The 21,124-nt window shown below is 58.8% G+C and carries 15 protein-coding genes and 1 pseudogene; 13 read left to right on the forward strand and 3 right to left on the reverse strand.

The annotated features are described in order from the left end of the window. Positions 1-44: 44 nt before the first annotated feature. Positions 45-422 (reverse strand): annotated as a pseudogene (locus tag EV281_RS20980) (helix-turn-helix domain-containing protein); the annotation flags it as partial. 416 nt (positions 423-838) lie between these two features. On the opposite strand from EV281_RS20980, the gene EV281_RS20985 reads away from it, so the two are divergent. From EV281_RS20985 to EV281_RS20995, 3 genes are all read left to right on the forward strand, one after another. Next, positions 839-1,510 (forward strand): CBS domain-containing protein, encoded by a 672-nt coding sequence (locus EV281_RS20985; protein ID WP_132655860.1) that lies wholly within the window; start codon positions 839-841, stop codon positions 1,508-1,510. Positions 1,511-1,596: 86 nt separating this feature from the next. Next, positions 1,597-4,059: a phosphoketolase family protein gene (locus EV281_RS20990; protein ID WP_132655862.1), complete on the forward strand. Its 2,463-nt coding sequence runs from the start codon at positions 1,597-1,599 to the stop codon at positions 4,057-4,059. A 98-nt stretch (positions 4,060-4,157) separates the two neighbouring features. Continuing rightward, on the forward strand, positions 4,158-5,477 hold the full coding sequence (locus EV281_RS20995) for a glucoamylase family protein (RefSeq protein ID WP_132655864.1): 1,320 nt from the start codon (positions 4,158-4,160) through the stop codon (positions 5,475-5,477). Positions 5,478-5,577: 100 nt separating this feature from the next. Here EV281_RS20995 and EV281_RS21000 read toward each other — a convergent pair whose 3' ends face one another. Beyond that, positions 5,578-7,266, reverse strand: coding sequence for an SbmA/BacA-like family transporter (locus EV281_RS21000; protein ID WP_132655866.1), 1,689 nt, complete (start codon positions 7,264-7,266; stop codon positions 5,578-5,580). A 185-nt stretch (positions 7,267-7,451) separates the two neighbouring features. Beyond that, on the reverse strand, positions 7,452-7,997 hold the full coding sequence (locus tag EV281_RS21010; RefSeq protein WP_312862182.1) for an ABC transporter substrate-binding protein: 546 nt from the start codon (positions 7,995-7,997) through the stop codon (positions 7,452-7,454). A gap of 52 nt (positions 7,998-8,049) precedes the next feature. Between EV281_RS21010 and EV281_RS21015 the strand changes: the two genes are divergently transcribed. The 10 genes from EV281_RS21015 (at position 8,050) to EV281_RS21060 (ending at position 21,056) form a co-directional block, all read left to right on the forward strand. After that, complete coding sequence (locus EV281_RS21015; protein WP_132655868.1) at positions 8,050-9,183, forward strand: ROK family transcriptional regulator; 1,134 nt, start codon at positions 8,050-8,052, stop codon at positions 9,181-9,183. A gap of 8 nt (positions 9,184-9,191) precedes the next feature. Next, entirely contained in the window at positions 9,192-10,634 is a 1,443-nt protein-coding gene (locus EV281_RS21020) for a M81 family metallopeptidase (RefSeq protein WP_132655870.1), read from the forward strand. Between the two features lie 195 nt (positions 10,635-10,829). Further along, positions 10,830-11,543: a FadR/GntR family transcriptional regulator gene (locus EV281_RS21025; protein ID WP_132655872.1), complete on the forward strand. Its 714-nt coding sequence runs from the start codon at positions 10,830-10,832 to the stop codon at positions 11,541-11,543. A gap of 81 nt (positions 11,544-11,624) precedes the next feature. After that, a complete protein-coding gene (locus tag EV281_RS21030) occupies positions 11,625-13,133 on the forward strand; it encodes an ABC transporter substrate-binding protein (RefSeq protein WP_132655874.1) in 1,509 nt (502 codons plus the stop codon). 65 nt (positions 13,134-13,198) lie between these two features. Continuing rightward, on the forward strand, positions 13,199-14,146 hold the full coding sequence (locus tag EV281_RS21035; RefSeq protein ID WP_132655876.1) for an ABC transporter permease: 948 nt from the start codon (positions 13,199-13,201) through the stop codon (positions 14,144-14,146). Further along, positions 14,143-15,027 carry an ABC transporter permease gene (locus EV281_RS21040; protein WP_132655878.1) on the forward strand — a complete coding sequence of 295 codons (885 nt, stop codon included), beginning with the start codon at positions 14,143-14,145 and terminating at the stop codon, positions 15,025-15,027. Before EV281_RS21035 ends, EV281_RS21040 begins: the two co-directional genes overlap by 4 nt. A gap of 21 nt (positions 15,028-15,048) precedes the next feature. Continuing rightward, on the forward strand, positions 15,049-16,833 hold the full coding sequence (locus EV281_RS21045) for a gamma-glutamyltransferase family protein (RefSeq protein ID WP_132655880.1): 1,785 nt from the start codon (positions 15,049-15,051) through the stop codon (positions 16,831-16,833). 3 nt (positions 16,834-16,836) lie between these two features. Next, positions 16,837-17,592, forward strand: coding sequence for a DUF1028 domain-containing protein (locus EV281_RS21050; protein ID WP_132655882.1), 756 nt, complete (start codon positions 16,837-16,839; stop codon positions 17,590-17,592). Positions 17,593-17,631: 39 nt separating this feature from the next. Beyond that, positions 17,632-19,470 (forward strand): ABC transporter ATP-binding protein, encoded by a 1,839-nt coding sequence (locus EV281_RS21055; protein WP_132655884.1) that lies wholly within the window; start codon positions 17,632-17,634, stop codon positions 19,468-19,470. Positions 19,471-19,724: 254 nt separating this feature from the next. After that, entirely contained in the window at positions 19,725-21,056 is a 1,332-nt protein-coding gene (locus tag EV281_RS21060) for a glucoamylase family protein (protein ID WP_132655886.1), read from the forward strand. Positions 21,057-21,124: the final 68 nt, after the last annotated feature.

The raw sequence follows: 21,124 nt of genomic DNA on the forward strand, positions 1-21,124 counted from the left end.
TATCCGAGATCATAGTGCATGAAGCTGACGAGCCAAATACCGTCGTGCCGCTTGCGGGCATGAGCGACCAGCCCGTGCCGGTCAAGCACCGCATGCACCGTGCTCTTCGACGGCACGCGCACATCGCCGGCCAGACGCTTCACCAGCAGTTCTCTGATCTTCCTGGCACCCCAATGCGGCTTCTCTTGTCTGAGCCGCACGATCATTGCCTCCACCGGCTCGGGCAACTGGTTGGCGTAACGCACCGGCCGTCGAGACCGGTCCGTCAGCGCCTCCAGGCCGTCATCCTTGTAGCGATTGAAAATCTTGTAGCCGGTCTTGCGCGAGATGCCGAACTCCCGGCACACATCGCTCATGCCTTCGCCCTCCAGCAGTCGGGCAACAAATCGTAGACGTTCCTCCATCACCGAAGTCCACGGCATCAACACCTCCCGCTAAAAGACGGAAAGTGTTACCCATCTCTCCGGTACAAAACGTCACCTATCTCTCAGGTCGGGCAAAACACCTACGCTTACCGGAGCTTAAACGTCCTTATGACGTGCGCTTGGTATTGCCACCGGCCGCGCAGCGAGACGCCATCACACAGGCTTCGTCAGGACAAAAGCAGGCCAAGCATCAACGAGCGCCGATGGCGAAGGGCACACGTTGCTCCTTCGGTCACCTTTCCGTAGACAAATTTGCGGCCTTCGATTGATCCAACTCAATGCAAAATGCGGTAGTATCCGATTAGGCTTCTTGAGCTTTGTTGGGAGGATTCTTCGCGAACGCGGTTTGCCTACGCCCGCTTCCGGAATTGGCAAAAGAAGATTCCCATCGTTCGGACCTGCGGTGGATCGAGATGCTCGTCAAAGATGTAATGACGACTACGGTTGTCACAGTATCACCTGACAATAGCGTTCGGCATGCGGCCAGGCTGATGTCCGACCAACATGTAAGCGGCGTTCCTGTCGTTGACGACGGTGGGCGCTTGCTGGGTATCATCAGCGAAGGCGATCTGATCCGTCGTACGGAACTGTCCAGCGGAGCATTCGCCCTGAAGACGGATATGGGACTTGGCCCTGATGACAGGGCGAACGCTTTTGTAAAGCGATGTGCGTGGAGAGTGGGTGACGTCATGACGCCCGATCCTGTCACGATCGACGAAAATGCACCCCTTTCCCGTGTTGCCGAACTCATGCAGGACCGCGGCATCAAGCGCATTCCGGTCCTGCGGGACGGAAAACTCGTCGGCGTCGTCAGCCGCGCCGATCTCCTGCAAGTAATTTACTCAGCTAAACCGGACGACACGGCAGCCGGCGACGAGGCCATCCGCCGCAGCATTCTTGTCCGGCTTTGCGAAAATACCGGCTTGGAAGGCTCGGATGTAAGCGTCACGGTCGCAGACGGGATCGTACATTTTTGGGGCAACGTCGAGACGGCGGCGCGCCGGAGAGCTGCGCGGATTCTGGCGGAGGGTGTCCGCGGTGTCCGCGGCGTGGTGGAGCATTTCCCGGAATCTCCCCCTCAATAGTACAGCCGCATCGACATGAGACTGCACCGGCCTTCAAGAAACGGACCGGCGAAATTCAGCAATGTCATTTTGATTGGGAGGCTCAGATGGCTTCACCTGACACGGCAGTGATGAACAAAACAGCCTCGGCAGCGTCGCCTGGGAAAACCCCGCTTTCGGCTGAGGAACTCCGCCTGATGGACGCCTATTGGCGGGCATCGAACTATCTGTCGGTTGGGCAGATCTATCTGCTCGACAATCCCCTGCTCAAGAAGCCTCTCGCACGTGAACACATCAAGCCGCGGCTACTCGGCCATTGGGGAACCTCGCCAGGCCTGAACATGCTCTATGTGCACCTTAATAGGGTGATCAAGCGAGACGACCTCAACATGATCTATGTGATCGGCCCTGGCCACGGCGGACCGTCACTGGTTGCACACGCCTATCTGGAAGGGACCTACACCGAATTCTACCCGAATATTGGCCAGGACGAGGAAGGCATGAAGCGGCTGTTCAAGCAGTTCAGCTTTCCCGGCGGCATCCCAAGCCACGTGGCTCCCGAAACACCCGGAAGCATTCATGAAGGTGGAGAGCTCGGCTATGCGCTCAGCCACGCCTATGGTGCTGCCTTCGATAATCCCGATCTGATCGTGGCCTGTGTCGTCGGTGACGGGGAGGCTGAAACCGGGCCGCTTGCGACCGGATGGCATGGCAACAAATTTCTCAATCCGGCGCGTGACGGATGCGTTCTGCCGATCCTGCACCTCAACGGCTACAAGATCGCCAATCCCTGCTTCCTTGCCCGTATTCCCAATCAGGAATTGGTGAAGTTCTTTGAGGGCATGGGATATGCGCCCCTTTTCGTGGAAGGTCATGAGCCCGACAAGGTTCAGCAGCAGCTTGCCGCAGCCATGGACACCGCCGTTGCCAGGATCAAGGCGATCTGGTCGGAAGCGCGGGACAAAGGAAATGTTAGTCGTCCAGCGTGGCCGATGATCGTCTTCCGTACGCCGAAGGGCTGGACCTGCCCAGAGGAGATCGACGGCAAGAAATGCGAAGACTACTGGCGCTCGCACCAGGTTCCGATGGGCGATATGGACAAACCGGAACATATCAAGGTGCTTCATCACTGGATGAAGACCTACAAACCTGAAGAACTTTTTGACGACGATGGCAGATTGCGTGCTGAACTGGCCGCGCTGGCACCGACCGGACATCGCCGGATGAGCGACAATCCGCACGCAAACGGTGGTCTGTTGCTGCGCGATTTGAAGATGCCGGATTTCCGCGATTATGCAGTCTCTGTTCCCAAGCCCGGATCAGTGACCGCGGAATCGGCTCGCCTCATGGGCAAGTTCCTGCGCGATGTGATGAAACTGAACCTTCAAAGCAAGAACTTTCGGCTGTTTAGCCCAGATGAGAACAATTCCAATCGCTGGCAGGACGTGCTGGAGGTGACAGATCGCTGCTATATGGCCGAGATCTACCCGGAGGACGATCACCTGTCGCCCGACGGCCGCGTCATGGAGGTCCTAAGCGAGCATCAATGCCAGGGCTGGCTTGAAGGCTATCTGTTGACCGGACGTCACGGCTTTTTCTCCTGCTACGAGGCGTTCATTCACATCATCGACTCGATGTTCAATCAGCATGCCAAATGGCTGAAAGTGTGCAATCACATCCCCTGGCGGCGGCCGATCGCCTCGCTCAACTACTTCCTGAGTTCGCATGTCTGGAGGCAGGATCACAACGGGTTTTCCCATCAGGATCCGGGCTTCATCGACCATGTGATCAACAAGAAGGCGGAGGTCATCCGGGTCTATCTTCCGCCGGATGCCAATACGCTGCTGTCCGTTACCGATCATTGCCTGCGCAGCCGCAACTATGTGAACGTCGTGGTGGCAGGCAAGCAACCTGCTCTGCAATGGCTCACGATGGACGAGGCGATCAAGCACTGCGCCGAAGGTCTCGGCATTTGGGAGTGGGCCAGCAATGACCAGGGCTCGGAACCGGATGTGGTCATGGCCTGCTGCGGCGATGTTCCCACTCTGGAGACGCTCTCCGCCGTCCAGTTGATCCGCGAGCACCTTCCCCAGGTGAAGGTGCGGGTCATCAATGTCGTCAATCTGATGAAGCTGCAGCCCTCGAGTGAACATCCCCACGGGCTTTCGGATCCTGACTTCGATGCGTTCTTCACAAAGGATAAGCCGATCATCTTCGCATTCCACGGATATCCCTGGTTGATCCACCGGCTGACCTATCGGCGAACCAACCATAAAAATCTGCATGTCCGAGGCTACAAGGAAGAGGGAACGACCACGACGCCGTTCGACATGGTCGTTCTGAACCAGCTCGATCGCTTTCATCTCGTCGAAGATGTGATCGATCGGCTGCCGCAACTTGGCGCGCGCGCCGCTTATTTCAAGCAGGCAATTCGCGGGAAGCTGATCGAGCACCGGCAATATATCGACAAGCATGGTGATGACATGCCCGAGATCAGCGGCTGGAAATGGGGCGTCAAGAGCACGGAGAAAGGGAAGGCGGCGACTTCCACAGAGGGAGACAATGCCTAGGCGACACGTCGCGTGTAAACGATCATGCCGGCAGGCGTCCGACCAGGGCCGCCTCCGGTTGTCCGACGAAATCTCCTGATCTCCCTGGTTACCTTATCATGTCGGAATTACTGTCAACCGATCTCGAATTGAACCGAATGCCGACGGAAGAGGACCTCGGTCGCCTTCAGTTCACGACCCTGCTCTACTATCTGCAATGCACGAATCCGGACAACGGGTTGGTTCGAGACAAGACACAGGCAGGCGCACCAGCGAGCATCGCTGCCATCGGCATGGCTCTTGCCACCATTCCTGTCGTAGTGGAGCGCGGCGTCGTCATTCGCGAGTTTGCCGCCAAGATCGCCCGACGCCGACTGGAATTCCTGATATCCTGCCACCAGGGGCCGGAACCTGACGCCTCCGGCTACAAGGGTTTCTTCTACCATTTCCTCGACATTGAGACGGGGCGACGAGTCTGGCAGTGCGAATTGTCAACAATCGACTCGGCTTTCCTGTTCGCCGGTGCTTTGACCGTCGCGGCTTATTTCGATGCGGACACCGAGGACGAGGCGAAGGTTCGCGCACTTGCCAAGGCGCTGTACGAGCGCGTGGACTGGAACTGGGCTCGCGACCACGGAGCCACGCTCACCCATGGCTGGCGACCGGAAAGTGGATTCATTCCCTATCGATGGCGGGGCTATGACGAAGGTCTGCTTCTTTACATTCTCGGGCTCGGCTCGCCGAGCCACCCTCTGCCGCCGGAAAGCTATACGGCTTACACGGAGAGCTACGAATGGCGGAATATCTTCGGTCGCGAATTGCTCTATTCCGGCCCGCTCTTTACGCATCAGCTTTCACATATGTGGATCGATTTTCGCGACATTCGCGACAATTTCATGCGCGAGCATCGAAGCGACTATTTCCAGAACAGCCGGCATGCCACTTTCGTCCAGCAGGAATATGCCATTCGCAACCCGCTGAATTTTAAAGGCTACGGCGAACATTGCTGGGGCTTCACGGCAAGCGATGGGCCTGGCTGGATCAAGAGAAATATAGACGGCGTCGATCGGGAATTCTTCGACTACGTTGCCCGGGGCGCACCCTATGGGCCAGATGATGGAACGGTATCCCCCTGGGTGGTGGTTGCCTCGCTGCCATTTGCGCCGGAAATCGTCATCCCGACCGTGCGAAACTTTGCCCGCATGAAACTTGGAATGACACGGCTTTATGGGTTTAGGCCGTCGTTCAACCAGACATATACGACTGGTGACAACAACGACGAATGGTGGGTCAGCCCTTACCATTTCGGGATCGACCAAGGTCCGGTTGTCTTGATGATCGAAAACTACCGAAGCGGCTTGCTGTGGAACATTATGCGTCGCTGCGAGCCGGTGGTGGTCGGATTGAGACGAGCGGGGTTTTCAGGCGGCTGGTTATGATGGCTGTGCCGAATCCGCCCGAATTTCCTGAGGCACAACAGGCTTGTGGCGAACAACGCTACAGACGACCGAGGTTTCAAAGAACCAGACTGCGTGACACTCAGGCTTTCTGTTTTTGATCGATCCACCTCCAGGAGCCGTCCGAACCATATTCCAGAACGGCATCGTAGGATGAGCGCGGGGCATCCGGCTCGGCGAAGTTGACGCACGCGATCCTTCTTTCCGCCAGAAGCCGGAGAATTGCGGACAGAAGCTCGTGACCGAAGATGGCATCGGCTTTTTCTAGAACAATATATGACGGAGTGGCCATGATCGCGCTTGCAAGTGCAATGAGCCGTTGTTCGCGAGGCGACAGCAACGTGGTCCAGTCTTGCTCGCTATCCAGCTCATTAGGTATCAAATCGCGTGTGAGCCCGAGATTCCTCAGCAAAGCGAGGATCTGACCATCCGTTTCCTTGATCGAACGCTCCGGGGATACCAGGATTTGGCGCAGAGTTCCCGGGCCCAAATAGGCCCGCTGACCGAGAAACCGCACATGTTGACGGGGAGGGATGACGATGCGCCCGGTCCCTGACGTATTAAGTCCTGCCGTAGTCCGGAATAAGGCGGACGCCGCGACCTCACTTTCTCCCGTAACGATCACCCGCGTATCGGTTGGGATGAGGACCGACAAATCCGTCACCAATACCTCTCCTGTCGGCGACGTCAGCGTCAGGTGTTCATAGCCAAGGCTGTCCTCAGCCTCGACGAGTTCGATACCGATATCCGCCGGGCTGCTAGCTTCCTCGATCGCTTCCAAAAGGGAACTGAGACGCGCCACGACGGTCGCGAAGTTCGAGATCGAGTTGAATTGTGCGACGATGAATGAGAGCGCACCGACGAGCATGGCAAAGGCTGCCGCCGACTGCGTGATGACCCCAAATTCGATGTCCCCACGCATGAACGCGGGCGCGATGATGACGACCGGAATGATCTGTATCATCCAATTGTAACCGGTGGTGAAGAAACCAACGTTGCGATTGATGGCGATTATCCGCCTGAAGTTTGCGGCGAGGCTATCGAACTGCTTGAGAAGCCGATCTGTGTGGCGTTGTTCGGAACCCTCGATCATGATTGATTCCGTGTTTTCACGCACACGGATCAGTTCGGACCGAAAGGCCGCTTCGCGGTCGAGCTGGTTATAGTTCAGGTCGATCAAAGGTCGTCCCAACACGATCGTCATAAACGATCCGAAGGCGGCATAGACAACCGCCGTAAAGAACAGAAGCGGACTGATCAGCCACAACACGCCCGAAAAGGTGAAGATCGTCAACACGCTGCTGAGCAGCATAAGCAGGAAGGAAAGCGTCGTCGTCGTGAATGCTTTGACATCCTCGGCAATCCGCTGGTCAGGATACGCAACTTTACCCCGAATGCCGAGCCGGTAGAAAGTACCGTCGGTCATATAAACACCGATTGCACGACGGGTGAGGTGCTCTCGCCAAAGCAAAGCCAGTCGTTCTTCGGCAAAGCGGGCAATCACCGATACGAGGGTCGAAGCGGCAAAAGCGCCAGCGTAGAGGATCGCCTGGCGAATAAATTCGGCAGTCTGCCTTTCAGCGATCGCAGTCATGAAGTGCCGGCCGACAAAACTGTTGACGACATTCAGAGCGCTGATGCCGCCGAAGAGGGCGACCAGGGAAGCGAGAAGAAATCCGGCTCGTCCGCCAACATCGGATGTCATGAACAATTTGATCGCGCGGATGAACCGTATTGCCGTCAACTTGAGCGGAATTTGCTGCTGGCCCATTGTCGCCCCCAAACTTGTGTTGGTACGAACTATAGCGCGAAAAACGTGCGACAGAGAGCGGCGCGGGAGTGGATGGGCGAGCCTTCTCTTTGGCGGTAGTGACACATAGCAGGAGAGGCTCCCAAACGGGACACGACTGCTGAACAATCGATCCCGCGCAGGACGCGTCGCTCTGCATGTATTTGCTATTTCCGCGGATCGAACAGGTCGCGAGGCCATCGCCGAGAATGTTGAATCCGAGTACGGTCACCATGATCGCGAGGCCGGGAAAGAGCGACATATAGATGTTGAGGCCGAGATATCGACGGCGCTGACGCTGTCGATGAAGGTGCGCAGACGGCCGCTGGCGGCAAACCCGCACTTGGTATCGAATGGCGGGTAAAATTCTTCACGACGGCATCGGCATCGAAGGGCGTGCCATCGTGGAACTCGACACCCTGGCCCAGCTTGAACGTCCAGACGATGCCGGCATCGTTGCTTGACCAGTCGGTAGCAAGCGCCGGCTGAAGGCTCAGATCCTTAGCACGGGAAAGCAGACTATCGTACATCGGATCCAAAACGGCGGCGGTAAACGTTGCGGTCTGATCCCCCGGATTCCATCGAGCGTGGCGCGACCGTGCGAGTGCTAATAAAATCCCTTGCGAATGATTTCCATTGGTTCTTGATTCTTGGAACCGGCCATCCGGTTGGCTTTGATCAATTTTCCAATTTATTTTGGTTGATTGGTTCATTTTCCGAACTTACTGTCAGGGCGAAATCACAGGCAAGGGGTCAGGAGTTTTAATGTTCAACTCATCGCAGCGTGAGCTTCTGCGGGTCATAAGCGAGTCCGGCCCCCTCAGCCGGACCGATCTTGCGTCCGCGATCGGGCTCAGCAAAGCGGCGATGAGCGGCATTGCCCGCGAGCTGATCGATCGCGGTGTGCTGCATGAGACGGAAACAGTCTATGGTCAGGGCCGGCCCTCCGTCCTGCTCGACCTGAAGCCGGAATGCGCCTTCTTCATCGGCATCTCACTTCTGGAAGATCCGGTACCGATGATCCTCAGTGATCTTAACGGCAATATCATCGCCCGCCAGCAGCTGCCCTATTCCCGCGATCCCAAGACCATCGCCAATGCGATCGCTCATGGCCTGCCGGACATCCTGAAGGCGCATCAGCAGGCGAGCTCTAAGCTTGCCGGCATCGGGGTGGCGCTATCTGGCTTCGTCGACGAAAAACAGGCGACCTGCGTGCAATCCACCTTGCTCGGCTGGCAGGACGTGCCGCTGGCGGAAATGATCCGTCAGGCGAGCGGCGTCGATACTTTCATCGAAAATGATGCCAAAGCCGTGGCCGTCAGCGAAAAGCTCTTCGGCATTGCCCGAGACACGCCGAATTTCTCGGTCGTTTCGCTCGGAGACGGCATCGGCTGCGCCCATTTCATCGATGGCAAGCTCTATCGCGGCAATCATGGCGGTGCGGGCGAAATCGCCCATGCGACAATCGAGCCCGGCGGCGCGCCCTGCCGCTGCGGCAAGCGCGGCTGCCTCGACACCGTTGCCTCGATGAAGGCGATCAAAGAGATGGCGCGGGCCGCCGGCCTGAAATGCACTTCGCTATCGGAACTGGAAGAGGAAGCCTCGCAAGGCACCGCCGAGGCGATCGCCATCATCCATAAGGCCGGCGCCGCCCTCGGCCTCGCGATCTCGCACCTGATCCAGATGAATGATCCCGGCCTGATCCTGATCACCCATGTCGATAGCTCCTTCGACGGCCTCTTCGGCACGGTCGTACAACAGGCGATCGAAGCCAATGTTCTTCCGCGTTATGCCGGCCAGACACCGATCCGCACCCGCCGCGTCGATAGCGACGTTTGGGCACGGGGCGCTGCCAGCATCGCCGCCCATAATTTTCTGATTGGTCCCAATATAAGCTGAGGTCTCCCATGCGCATCGCCGTCGGTGGCATTCACATCGAATGCAGCACGTACAATCCTGTCCTGAATGACGAGAAGGACTTTCGGGTGGTGCGCGGCGAGGGCCTGCTGGCCGCGCCCTATTTCGCGTTTTTAAAAGATTATCACGCCGAATTCCTGCCGACGATCCATGCCCGCGCCATTGCCGGCGGCCCGGTTGCGCGCCACACATACGAAGCTTTCAAGGCCGAGTTCCTGGAGCGCCTGAAGCCGCTTCTGCCGCTCGACGGCCTCTATCTGGCCATGCATGGCGCCATGTATGTCGAAGGCATGGAAGATGCGGAAGGCGACTGGATTACAGCGGCCCGCGAGCTTGTCGGCGACGAATGTACGATCTCGGCAAGCTATGACCTGCACGGCAATGTCACCCAGTGCATTCTTGATGCGCTTGACATGTACTCCACCTATCGCACCGCGCCGCATATCGATGTCGAAGAGACGATGCGCCGCTCGGTTTCGATGCTCGTGAAGAGCCTGAAGACCGGCGTGAAGCCTATCCTACTCTGGGCGCCGGTTCCGGTCGTTCTGCCGGGCGAACGCACCAGCACCGTCGATGAACCGGCAAAGAGCCTCTATGCAGAACTGCCCGGCATCGATGCACTCGATGGCGTCTGGGATGCCTCGCTGATGGTCGGCTACGTCTGGGCCGACGAGCCTCGCGCCACCGCTGCGGCCATCATGACCGGCACCGATCGCGCGGTGCTCGAGCGCGAGGCGAAACGCATGGCAAAGGCCTACTGGGATGTGCGCGAAAAATTCGTCTTCGGCTGTGAGACCGGCTCGATCGAGGAATGCGTTGCCAAGGCGATCGCCAGCCCCACTGGCCCCGTCGTACTCGCCGAATCCGGCGACAACCCGACTGGCGGCGGCGTGGGTGACCGGGCCGAGGTTCTGGCCGAACTGATCGCAAAGGGCGCCATCGGCGTTGTCTTCGCCGGCATCGCCGACAAGGCGGCCACGGATACCTGCTATGCCGCTGGCATCGGCGCCATGTTGGAACTGACCGTCGGCGCCTCTCTCGACACCAAAGGCAGCACACCGGTGACAGCACGTTTCATCGTAAAATTCCTGCACGAGACCGCCGACGCAGCCGATCGCCAGGCCGTCGTCTCCACCGGTGGTATCGATCTGGTGCTGTCCGCCAAGCGCCGCCCCTATCACAATATTGTCGATTTCACCCGCCTCGGCCTCGATCCGCACAGGGCCAAGATTATCGTCGTCAAGTCAGGCTATCTCTCGCCGGAACTGGCACTGATTGCCAACCCAAACCTCATGGCGCTTTCAGCCGGCGTGGTTGACCAGTTCGTCGAGCGTCTACCTCGTCTGCGCAAACAGCACCCGACTTATCCTTTCGATAAGGATTTCAACTTCGAGCCGCAGACCTTCCTCTCCGCGCGTTCGCTAAATCGCTGAACCAATTGCCCTTTGGTACCGAATGCCTCGCGAAGTAAGTGATGTGCGTGGAATAGTGCATCCAACCTTCGCATCCGCCGCGAAATCATGCTGTAAGGCGAAAAAACAGGCATCTATTTATTTGCACAAAAAAGCGCTTGACGAGTCCAGGGAATTGGTTTGCATTGAACCAATATCAAATTGGTTCATCCCACTATGGACAACGCTCAAGGCAATTCAAATTACGCGCTGGAGAAGCTGAGGGCTCTCCTCCGTTCGGACAGTCTTGACGCAGACGGCAAACTGCCCACCGAACGTACGCTCTCCGAAATGCTCGGCGTCAGCCGCCGTTCGATTCGTCGTGCACTGGAAGTACTGGAGGCAGAAGGCCGGATCTGGCGCCGGCAGGGCTCCGGCACCTTCGCCGGCAAGCGGCCGGACGAATGGAGCAACCAGGTTGATTCCATTATTGCTGAAACCGATTTCATGGAGATCATGGAGGTACGTTTGCGCATCGAGCCGCAGCTCGTCCAGCTTGCAGCCATGCGCGCCAAGGCCGCCGAAATCGAATGCATGTATGATCTGGTGGAGAAGATCTACGGCAGCACCGACGCGGATGGTCGCGAACTATGGGACGGCGCGCTACATCGCCAGATCGCCCAATGCGCCGGCAACCAATTCTTCCTGACGATTTTCGATGTCATCAACCGCGTCCGGCAGGATCCCGCCTGGCAAACGATCCGCGAGCGCGCCCGCAGCATAAGCCGCACGCGTGAAGTTACGTACGGCCAGCACCGGGCAATCGTCGACGCGATCGCTGCGCGTGATCCGGCCAGAGCAGGCGAAGCCATGCGCCAACATCTGCTGACGCTTCAGGAAAGTCTCATCCGCATCACTTCGCTGGACCATGGTGAAACGGCAGCGGAGTAGATAGCGGCAAGGAAGACCTGCGGAACCACAACGACGGCTTCAAACGCAGTGTGAAACAAGAACACAACAGAGGAGAATAAAATGAAATTCACCAGATTGCTAACGACCAGCGTAGCGGCAGCGCTCTTCGCGTTTCCCGCTTTTGCTGTCGAGCTGAAGATCGGTCTGCAGGATGACGCCGACGTGCTCGATCCCGCCCAATCGCGCTCCTTCGTAGGCCGCATCGTCTATACTGCAATGTGCGACAAGCTGGTGGACGTTACGCCGGATTTGAAGATCGTGCCGCAGCTTGCGACTGAGTGGAGCTGGTCGGCCGACGGCAAGGAACTCACCATGAAGCTTCGCCAGGGCGTGAAGTTCCAGGACGAGACGCCGTTCAATGCCGAGGCGGTCGTCGCGACCATCGAGCGAAACATCACTCTGCCGGAATCCCGCCGCAAGAGCGAGCTCGCTTCCGTCGCCAAGGTCGAGGCTACAGGCGAGTACGAAGTCAAGTTCACGCTGAAGAGCCCTGATGTCTCCCTCCTTGCCCAGCTTTCCGACCGCGCAGGCATGATCGTCTCGCCGAAAGCAGCCAAGGAGCTTGGCGCCAAGTTCGGCGATCATCCGGTCTGCGCCGGCCCGTTCAAATTCGTCGAACGCGTCCAGCAGGACCGCATCGTGCTGGAGAAGTTCCAGGACTACTGGAACAAGGACAACGTCTTTATCGACAAGGTCACCTACCTGCCGATCCCAGACACGACCGTTCGCCTCGCCAACCTGCAATCGGGTGATCTCGACATGATCGAGCGCCCTGCGGCAACCGACGCCGCGACTATCAAGGCTGACGCGAACCTCGTCTACAAGGATATCGTCAACACCGGCTGGCTCGGCATCTACGCCAATGTGGGCAATGGCGCCCGCGCCGATAACCCACTCGGCAAGGACAAGCGCCTGAGACAAGCTTTCTCGCTGGCAATCGATCGCGAGGCCGCTATGCAGATCGTCTATGACGGCACCGCCGTTGCCGGCAATCAGCCGTTCCCGCCGAGCAGCCCCTGGTTCGACAAGAATATCCCGGTACCGGCCCGCGACGTCGAGAAGGCCAAGTCTCTCGTGAAGGCAGCAGGTTACGACCGTGTTCCGGTCGAGATCATGGTCGCGAATGGTCCGGTCACGATGCAGATGATGCAGATCATCCAGTCGATGGTCGCGGAAGCCGGCTTCGATGTGACCCTGAAGGCGACCGAATTTGCGACCCTGCTCAACGAACAGACTGCCGGGAACTATCAGCTCAGCCGCTCGGACTGGTCCGGCCGCGTCGATCCTGATGGTAACATTCAGCAGTTCGTCACCTGCAATGCCGGTCTGAACGACAGCAAATACTGCAATGCTGACGTCGACAAGCTTTTGAACGAGGCGCGCCAGTCCACCGATGATTCGGTGCGCAAGCAGAAGTATGATGCGGCGACTGCGATCCTCAACGAGGATCTGCCAATCATCTTTATCGGCCATCAGTCTTGGAGCTGGGGATTCCACAAGAATGTCACCGGCTTCATCCCCTCGCCTGACGGCATGATCCGCCTAGTCGGCGTGAAAAAGGACGGCTGATACGCCAAATCTTGAGGATGCGGCAGAACTTACCGCGTCCTCCTAACGCTATCGGGAGCGCGCTTATGTACAGTTACATCGCCAAGCGGCTGCTGGTCGCCATTCCAACATTGCTGATCATTTCGGTCTTCGTCTTCTCGCTGCAGAAGCTTCTGCCAGGCGATCCTATTCTGGCCATGGCCGGCGAAGAGCGCGACCCGCAAGTGCTGGAACTCCTGCGGGAAAAATATCACTTCAACGATCCCGTCCCTTACCAGTATTTCTATTGGCTGGGTTCGGCGCTCCAGGGCGATCTCGGCATTTCGCTGCGCACCAACCAGCCGGTTCTGGAACTCGTGGCCGAAAAGCTGCCGGTCACCATCCAGCTCGCTATCATGTCAATGATCTTCGCCTTCGTCATCGGCGTGCCGATGGGCATCCTGGCGGCCGTCAAGAAGAACACCGCCATCGATTATATCGCCAACATCATAGCGCTATCCGGCTTGTCGATCCCGAATTTCTGGCTCGGTATCATGCTGATCCTGTTGGTCTCGGTAAATCTCGGTTGGCTGCCGGCTTCAGGCTACGAACCCTTCTTCTCCAACCCGCTGCGTTCGATGGAAACCATGCTCATGCCATCCGTCGTGCTCGGCAATGCGCTGGCCGCCACGCTGATGCGCCACACTCGATCGGCCATGCTGAGCGTCCTGAGCGCCGACTATATTCGTACCGCCCGAGCAAAGGGGCTCTCGGAAAGGTCTGTGGTGTTGGAGCATAGTTTCCGAAATGCCGTCCTGCCCATCGTCACGCTGAGCGCCCTGCTCTTTGGAGAGTTGCTGGCAGGTGCGGTCCTCACCGAGCAGATCTTCACCATCCCAGGCTTCGGGAAGCTCATCGTCGACGCCGTCTTCAACCGCGATTATGCGGTTGTCCAAGGAGTCGTGATCTGCACCGCGATCGGGTTCATCGTCATGAACCTCGTCGCTGACGTGCTCTACGTGCTTCTCAATCCGCGCATGAGGGCCTCGCTATGACCGCAATTGATCAGGTTACGGCAGCACATCTTCCGTCCGCCGAGCGGCGGTCACCGAACCGCGCGTGGCGCAAGCTGAAAGCCAACAAGGGTGCACTTGTCGGCCTCGCCATCATCGCCTTCTTCACGTTTCTTGCGATCATCGCACCGCTTCTGCCGCTCCCCGATCCGATCGCAACCAGCTGGTCGGCGATCCGCAAGGCGCCGTCCGCAGCCCATTGGCTCGGCACTGACGATATCGGCCGAGATATCCTCTCGCGCATGATCTGGGGCGCCCGGGCCTCGTTGATGGCGGGCGTCTTTTCGGTGGCGATCGCGGTCCTCGTCGGCGTGCCCTTCGGTCTGGTGTCCGGCTATTTCGGCGGCTGGATCGATATGGTGATCTCGCGCATCACCGAAGCCTTCCTGGCGATGCCGTTCCTCATTACCGCAATTGCACTCGCTGCCTTCCTTGGCCCGAGCCTTACCAACGCGATGATCGCGATCGGCCTTTCGGCCATGCCGATCTTCGTGCGGTTGACGCGCGGTCAGGTTCTCGCGGTCAAGACCGAAGAATATATCGAAGGTGCTCGCTCCATCGGGTTGCGCCACTTCAGCATCATCACCCGCTATATCCTGCCGAATGTCCTGGCGCCGATCCTCGTGCAGGCAACGCTGACGATTGCGACCGCCATCATCGCCGAAGCCAGCCTTTCCTTCCTCGGCCTCGGCCAGCAGCCGCCGGCGCCAAGCTGGGGCTCGATGCTGAATGTCGCCAAGAACTTCCTGAGCCAGGCGCCCTGGATGGCGCTCTGGCCCGGCATTGCCATTTTTCTCGTCGTTATTGGTTTCAATCTCTTGGGCGACGGCCTGCGCGACGCACTCGACCCGCGCGAAGCGTGACCCCTCGAAAGGACATATGAAATGACCGTATTCACGACCCGCCCCGAAATTCTGGGTACGTTCGGCGTCGTCACCTCGACGCACTGGATCGCATCTGCCGTCGGCATGAGCATCCTGGAAAAGGGCGGTAACGCCTTCGATGCCGCAGTCGCCACCGGCTTCACCTTGCAAATCCTTGAGCCGCATCTCGTCGGACCCGGCGGCGACATGCCGGCCATCATCTATTCCAAGAAAAAAGACACGGTCGAAGTCATCTGTGCCCAAGGGCCCGTCCCGGCAGGCGCCACCATCGAGCACTACACGTCCGAAGGCATGAAGCTGATCCCCGGCGATGGCCTGCTCGCGACCGTTATTCCCGGCTCGTTCGACGGCTGGATGCTGATGTTACGCGATTATGGCAGGATGAGCGTGCGCGACGTGCTGGAGCCGGCAATCTATTATGCCCAGAACGGCCATCCGCTGCTGCCTCGTGTCTCGGCCACCATCAAGGGCCTTGCCGAATTCTTCGAGAAAGAATGGCCGACCTCTTACGAAACTTGGGTGCCGGGCGGCTCGGTGCCGGAGCCGCATTCTAATTTCAAGAACCCGGTTCTGGCCGAAACCTGGAAGCGCATCATTTCCGAGTCCGAGGTAAAGCAGGGCCGCGAGGCGCAGATCGAAGCTGCCCGTGACGCCTTCTACCGCGGCTTCGTTGCCGAGAAGATCGCAGACTATCTAAAAACCGCGGAAGTGATGGATGCGAGCGGCAACCGCCACAAGGCGGTCCTGACCGCAGATGACATGGCGAACTGGTCGGCAACGATCGAGGAGCCGCAGACCTATGACTATCATGGCTGGACCGTCGCCAAGATCGGCCCTTGGGGCCAGGGTCCGGTCTTCCTGCAGACGCTCTCCATCCTCAAGGGCATGGATATCGCTTCGATGGCGCCTGACGGAGCCGACTTCGTCCATACCGTGACTGAGGCCATGAAGCTCGCCTTCGCAGACCGCGAGGTCTACTATGGCGATCCCAAATTCGCCGATGTGCCCGTCGGTCAGCTTCTGTCGGACACCTACGCCGCCACCCGCCGCAAGCTGATAACGGGCGAAGCGTCTTTCGACCTGCGCCCTGGAAGGCTGTCCGGCTTCGAAGAGCAATATGACGTGACGATGCAAATGCTCGGCGCTGATTCCAAGACCGGCGCCGTCTACGAACCGACGATGGCGCATCTGACGGAGAAGCGCGGTGACACCGTCCATATCGATGTCATCGACCGGGAGGGTAACATGGTCTCCGTCACGCCTTCGGGCGGTTGGCTGCAGTCCTCGCCGATCATTCCGGGTCTCGGCTTCTGCCTGAATTCGCGCGCTCAGATGTTCTGGCTGAAGCCCGGCTTGCCGACGTCACTCGCTCCCGGCAAGCGCCCGCGCACGACGCTGACGCCTTCTCTCGCCCTTTACGAAGGCCGACCCACACTCGCCTTCGGCACCCCCGGCGGCGACCAGCAGGAACAGTGGCAACTCTCCTTCTTCCTGCGTTATGTGCATCATAAGATGAACCTGCAGGCGGCGATCGATCAGCCGCTCTTCCACACCGCACATTTCCCCGGCTCCTTCTATCCACGCACGCGTGAGCCGGGTGGCTTGATGGTGGAAGGCAATTTCAGCACCAATGTGCTCAACGATCTTCGCGCTCGTGGCCACAATCTCACCGTATCCGAGCCTTGGACCATTGGCCGCCTGACAGCCGCTCGCCGCGATGCCGATGGGTTGCTGCGCGCCGCTGCCACACCGCGCCTCATGCAGGCCTATGCAATCGGGAGATAAGAGATGACCTGGTCCATCGTCGCCCGCGATCCCGACACAGGCTATCTCGGCATCGCCGTTGCCACCCGTTTCTTTGCGGTTGGCGGGCTGGTGCCGCATATCCGCGGCGGCATCGGCGCGGTCGCCACCCAGGCCTTCATCAGTCCGCTTTACGGCACGGACGGCCTTGCACTGCTTGCCGAGGGCAGGACGCCGGACGAGATCATCGCGGAACTGACCGATCGCGATGCTGGCCGCGACCAGCGCCAGCTTCATCTGATCGATGCCAGGGGTCACAACGCCGCCTTCACCGGTGCCAAATGCATCGATTGGGCCGGTCATCTGATCGACGACAATGTCTCCGTTGCCGGCAATATGCTGGCCGGCCCAGAAGTCGTTGCCGAGACGCTCGCCACCTACAAGAGGGCAATGGACAAGCCCTTCATCGAGCGCCTGCTCGAAGCCATGCAGTCGGGTGAGGATGCTGGCGGCGATAAGCGCGGCAAACAGTCCGCCGCCCTCCTTGTCCATCGAGATCAGGATTACCCTTGGCTGAGCGTCCGCGCGGACGATCATCCCGATCCGCTCGCGGAGCTGCGCCGTCTCTATGCGGTGGCCCAGGAACCCTACATGCATGTCGCTGAGACGATGGCGACAAAGGCCGATCCAAATGGAATGATTGACAGGCGTGAGATCGATAAAAAGATCGCAGCGCTGGAAACTGCGCGTATTGCAGAAGGGCGGCCGTCCGCCTCTTTCGCCACGCCTTTGAAGACCTGAAAGCCTGCCTCTCCGGCGCAAAAAGAATAAGGGAACGATATGAGTGATCAGCCAGCAGCATCCGTCTCTCCGGTTCTTTCCGTCCGGAATCTGACGACGTCTTTCCTTGCCGATGGTGAATGGAAATCCGTCGTCCGCAACGTCTCCTTCGATGTTATGCCGGCGGAAACGGTCGCCATCGTCGGCGAGAGCGGTTCCGGCAAGAGCGTCACCTCGCTTTCCATCATGCGCCTGCTCGCCAAGGGCTCAAGCCGCGTCGAAGGCAGCATCGCCCTCAACGGCCGCGATATCCTTTCGCTCTCCGACAAGGAAATGCGTGCCGTGCGCGGCAAGGATGCCGCCATGATCTTCCAGGAGCCGATGACTAGCCTGAACCCGATCTTCACTATAGGCAGGCAGATTTCCGAAGCGCTCACCTGCCACGGCGATATCAGCAAGGCCGATGCACGAGCCGAAACGATCCGTCTTTTGGAGAAGGTGCGCATTCCCAATGCCGCATCCCGCTTCGACGAGTACCCGCACCAGTTTTCCGGCGGCATGCGCCAACGCGTCATGATCGCCATGGCGCTCGCCGCCCGGCCGAAACTGCTGATCGCCGACGAGCCGACCACAGCGCTCGACGTAACGATTCAGGGCCAGATCCTCGATCTCATCAAGGTCCTGCAGGAAGAGGAGGGTATGTCCGTTCTCTTCATCACTCATGACATGGGCGTGGTCGCCGAAATCGCCGACCGCACGATCGTCATGTATCGCGGCGAGGCCGTCGAAACCGGCATGACCGATGACATTTTCAACCGAGGAAAGCATCCCTATACGCGCGCCCTGCTTTCCGCCGTGCCGCGTTTGGGTTCCATGGATGGCCGCAAATGGCCGTTGCGCTTCCCTGTGGTGGATACGGCAACTGGCGAGCGCAGCGAGCCAGTCGAAGTCGCCGAAACCGTAGACTGCCACAAGACGCCGATCCTAGAAGTGAAGAACCTCGTTACGCGCTTCGATATTCGCGGCGGTCTCTTCGGCCGTAGGACCGGCGCCATTCACGCCGTCGAAGATGTCTCCTTCAACCTCTTCCAGGGCGAAACCCTGGCGCTTGTCGGCGAATCGGGTTGCGGCAAGTCCACGACCGGTCGCTCGATTACCCGGCTAGTGCAGCCCAATGCCGGTTCCGTCAGCCTCGATGGTTATGATGTGCTGAACCTCGATGCAAGCAGACTGCGCAACATGCGCCGCAGCATTCAGATGATCTTTCAGGACCCCTTCGCCAGTCTGAATCCACGCATGACGGTGGGAGCAGCCGTCGCCGAACCCTTTATCGAACATGGTCTCGGCACTCGCGCCCAAGCCCGAGAGAGGGCCGCGGATCTGCTCGAGCGTGTCGGCCTGAAGGCGGACATGATGAAGCGCTATCCGCATGAATTCTCAGGCGGCCAGCGCCAGCGCATTTGCATTGCGCGTGCCCTTGCCCTCGACCCGAAGGTCATCGTTGCGGATGAAAGCGTCTCGGCCCTTGACGTCTCGATCAAAGCCCAAGTCTGCAATCTCTTGATGGACCTGCAGCAGAGCCTCAACCTTGCCTTCCTCTTCATCTCTCACGATATGGCCGTGGTCGAACGCGTCAGCCACCGCGTTGCGGTCATGTATCTCGGCGAGATTGTCGAAATCGGACCGCGCGAAGAGCTATTCCGCAACCCGCAGCACCCCTACACCAAGAAGCTCATGGCGGCGGTTCCCGTACCAGATCCCGCCCGCCGTGGCATTCGCCGCAACCTTGGCACCGACGAACTGAAAAGCCCTGTCCGCCCCTTGGGTTACGTCGCGCCCAAACGTCAGTACCGCGAGGTCGTAGCGGGTCATTTGGTACGGATGGAGGAAGCCGCCTGACTTAGTCCGGGAGGCTTAGGCGACAGAACGCGAAAGACAATAATGCAGGAAATGGGCTGCACCCCAGGGATGCGGTTTAATCCATTTTGCTGCATCGCTTATATTATTTATTCCAGATATTATTTCACTGAGAATTATTAACGCCAACCGTCGTCGTTTGTGCTCTCTTATCCCTGCGAATCAAAAAGGTTTGATTTGCCTGAGGGCAGCCACCATGTTGAAGCATGGACGATACAACAGTTGGGCAGGAGCACATGCTGCAACGGATTGAAGACATTGATGCCGCGCTAATCGACAGGCTGCAGCATTCAGCGTTCAAGTATTTCCTGAAATATTCCAATCCGGAAAACGGCCTTGTGCCGGATACGTCGATTCCTGGCGTACCGACGAGCATCGCTGCGGTCGGCTTCGGGCTTTCCTCCTACCCGGTTGGCGTCGAGCGCGGCTGGATCAGCCGCGGAGAAGCCGCCGAGCGTGTGTTCAACACACTGCACTTCTTCGCCAACGCCAAGCAGGGCACGGAACGTCACGCGACCGGGCATCGCGGCTTCTTCTACCACTTCCTGCATGTGGATACCGGCAATCGGGCCTGGAACAGCGAGCTTTCGACCATCGATACCGCTCTGCTCGTCGCGGGCATTCTGACCGCTGCGCAATATTTCGACGGCGAGGATGAAACCGAAACCGAGATCCGCGCGCTCGCAAAATTCATCTACGAGCGCGTCGACTGGCGCTGGGCCCTGAACAAGGGCGATTGCATCTCGATGGGCTGGAAGCCTTCTTCCGGTTTCCTACGCTGGCGCTATCATGGCTTTGACGAAGCGATCATCCTCTACACGCTGGCGCTGGCATCCCCGACCTACCCGATTCCGCAGTCGTCCTACGACGCTTTCACGGCAAGCTATTCCTGGATGCTCTTCAATGAGCAACCCTATCTCTACGCTGGACCGCTCTTCATCCATCTCTTCTCCCATGCGTGGATCGATTTCCGCGGCATCCAGGACAAGCCGATGCTTGAGCGGAACTGGGATTATTTTCGCAATACGCAGGTTGTCATCAACGTGCAGCGTGATTACGCGGAACGCAATCCCGGCCAGTTCGTCGGCTACAGCAAGGATATCTGGGGCTTTACCGCTTGCGATGGTCCGCCGCCGACGCGGCGCATGCGCGGTGGCCGCAGCCCGAAGGTGTTGGGTTATGCAGCCCGCGGCGCTCCGCTCGGTCCTGATGACGGCACGATCGCGCCCTGGGCCGCACTTGGCTGCCTGCCCTACGACCGGCAGGCAGCCCTAGACGGCACCAAGGCGTTGCTGACCACCTATCCGAACCTGCTCCTGGAAGGCGGCTTTCCCGGTGGCTTCAATCCAACGGTCCAGACCAAGCGGCCGGAGGGTTGGGTCGACGACCGTACTGTCGCCATCGATCAGGGCCTCATCGTCATGACGGTCGAGAATGCCCGCTCGGATTTTATCTGGAGGCTGATGCGCAAGAACCCGGTGATCCGCCTTGGCCTCGAGCGCGCCGGTTTCACCGGCGGCTGGCTGGCGGAAGAGGAACCGGAAGAGCTGGTTCTGAAGGCAGGTTAAGCAATTTCAGCAAAAGTGCGTAAGGGTTTTGCGTCCGGAATTGCATAAAAAGGAGATAGAGCGTTACC

It is taken from the genome of Rhizobium sp. BK418, from assembly GCF_004341105.1.
Taxonomy (GTDB): domain Bacteria; phylum Pseudomonadota; class Alphaproteobacteria; order Rhizobiales; family Rhizobiaceae; genus Rhizobium.

Coding starts and splice junctions, on each gene's coding strand:
- EV281_RS20985 (WP_132655860.1), top strand. CDS start 839: ATGCTCGTCAAAGATGTAATGACGACTACGGTTGTCACAGTATCACCT.
- EV281_RS20990 (WP_132655862.1), top strand. CDS start 1,597: ATGGCTTCACCTGACACGGCAGTGATGAACAAAACAGCCTCGGCAGCG.
- EV281_RS20995 (WP_132655864.1), top strand. CDS start 4,158: ATGTCGGAATTACTGTCAACCGATCTCGAATTGAACCGAATGCCGACG.
- EV281_RS21000 (WP_132655866.1), bottom strand. CDS start 7,266: ATGGGCCAGCAGCAAATTCCGCTCAAGTTGACGGCAATACGGTTCATC.
- EV281_RS21010 (WP_312862182.1), bottom strand. CDS start 7,997: ATGAACCAATCAACCAAAATAAATTGGAAAATTGATCAAAGCCAACCG.
- EV281_RS21015 (WP_132655868.1), top strand. CDS start 8,050: ATGTTCAACTCATCGCAGCGTGAGCTTCTGCGGGTCATAAGCGAGTCC.
- EV281_RS21020 (WP_132655870.1), top strand. CDS start 9,192: ATGCGCATCGCCGTCGGTGGCATTCACATCGAATGCAGCACGTACAAT.
- EV281_RS21025 (WP_132655872.1), top strand. CDS start 10,830: ATGGACAACGCTCAAGGCAATTCAAATTACGCGCTGGAGAAGCTGAGG.
- EV281_RS21030 (WP_132655874.1), top strand. CDS start 11,625: ATGAAATTCACCAGATTGCTAACGACCAGCGTAGCGGCAGCGCTCTTC.
- EV281_RS21035 (WP_132655876.1), top strand. CDS start 13,199: ATGTACAGTTACATCGCCAAGCGGCTGCTGGTCGCCATTCCAACATTG.
- EV281_RS21040 (WP_132655878.1), top strand. CDS start 14,143: ATGACCGCAATTGATCAGGTTACGGCAGCACATCTTCCGTCCGCCGAG.
- EV281_RS21045 (WP_132655880.1), top strand. CDS start 15,049: ATGACCGTATTCACGACCCGCCCCGAAATTCTGGGTACGTTCGGCGTC.
- EV281_RS21050 (WP_132655882.1), top strand. CDS start 16,837: ATGACCTGGTCCATCGTCGCCCGCGATCCCGACACAGGCTATCTCGGC.
- EV281_RS21055 (WP_132655884.1), top strand. CDS start 17,632: ATGAGTGATCAGCCAGCAGCATCCGTCTCTCCGGTTCTTTCCGTCCGG.
- EV281_RS21060 (WP_132655886.1), top strand. CDS start 19,725: ATGCTGCAACGGATTGAAGACATTGATGCCGCGCTAATCGACAGGCTG.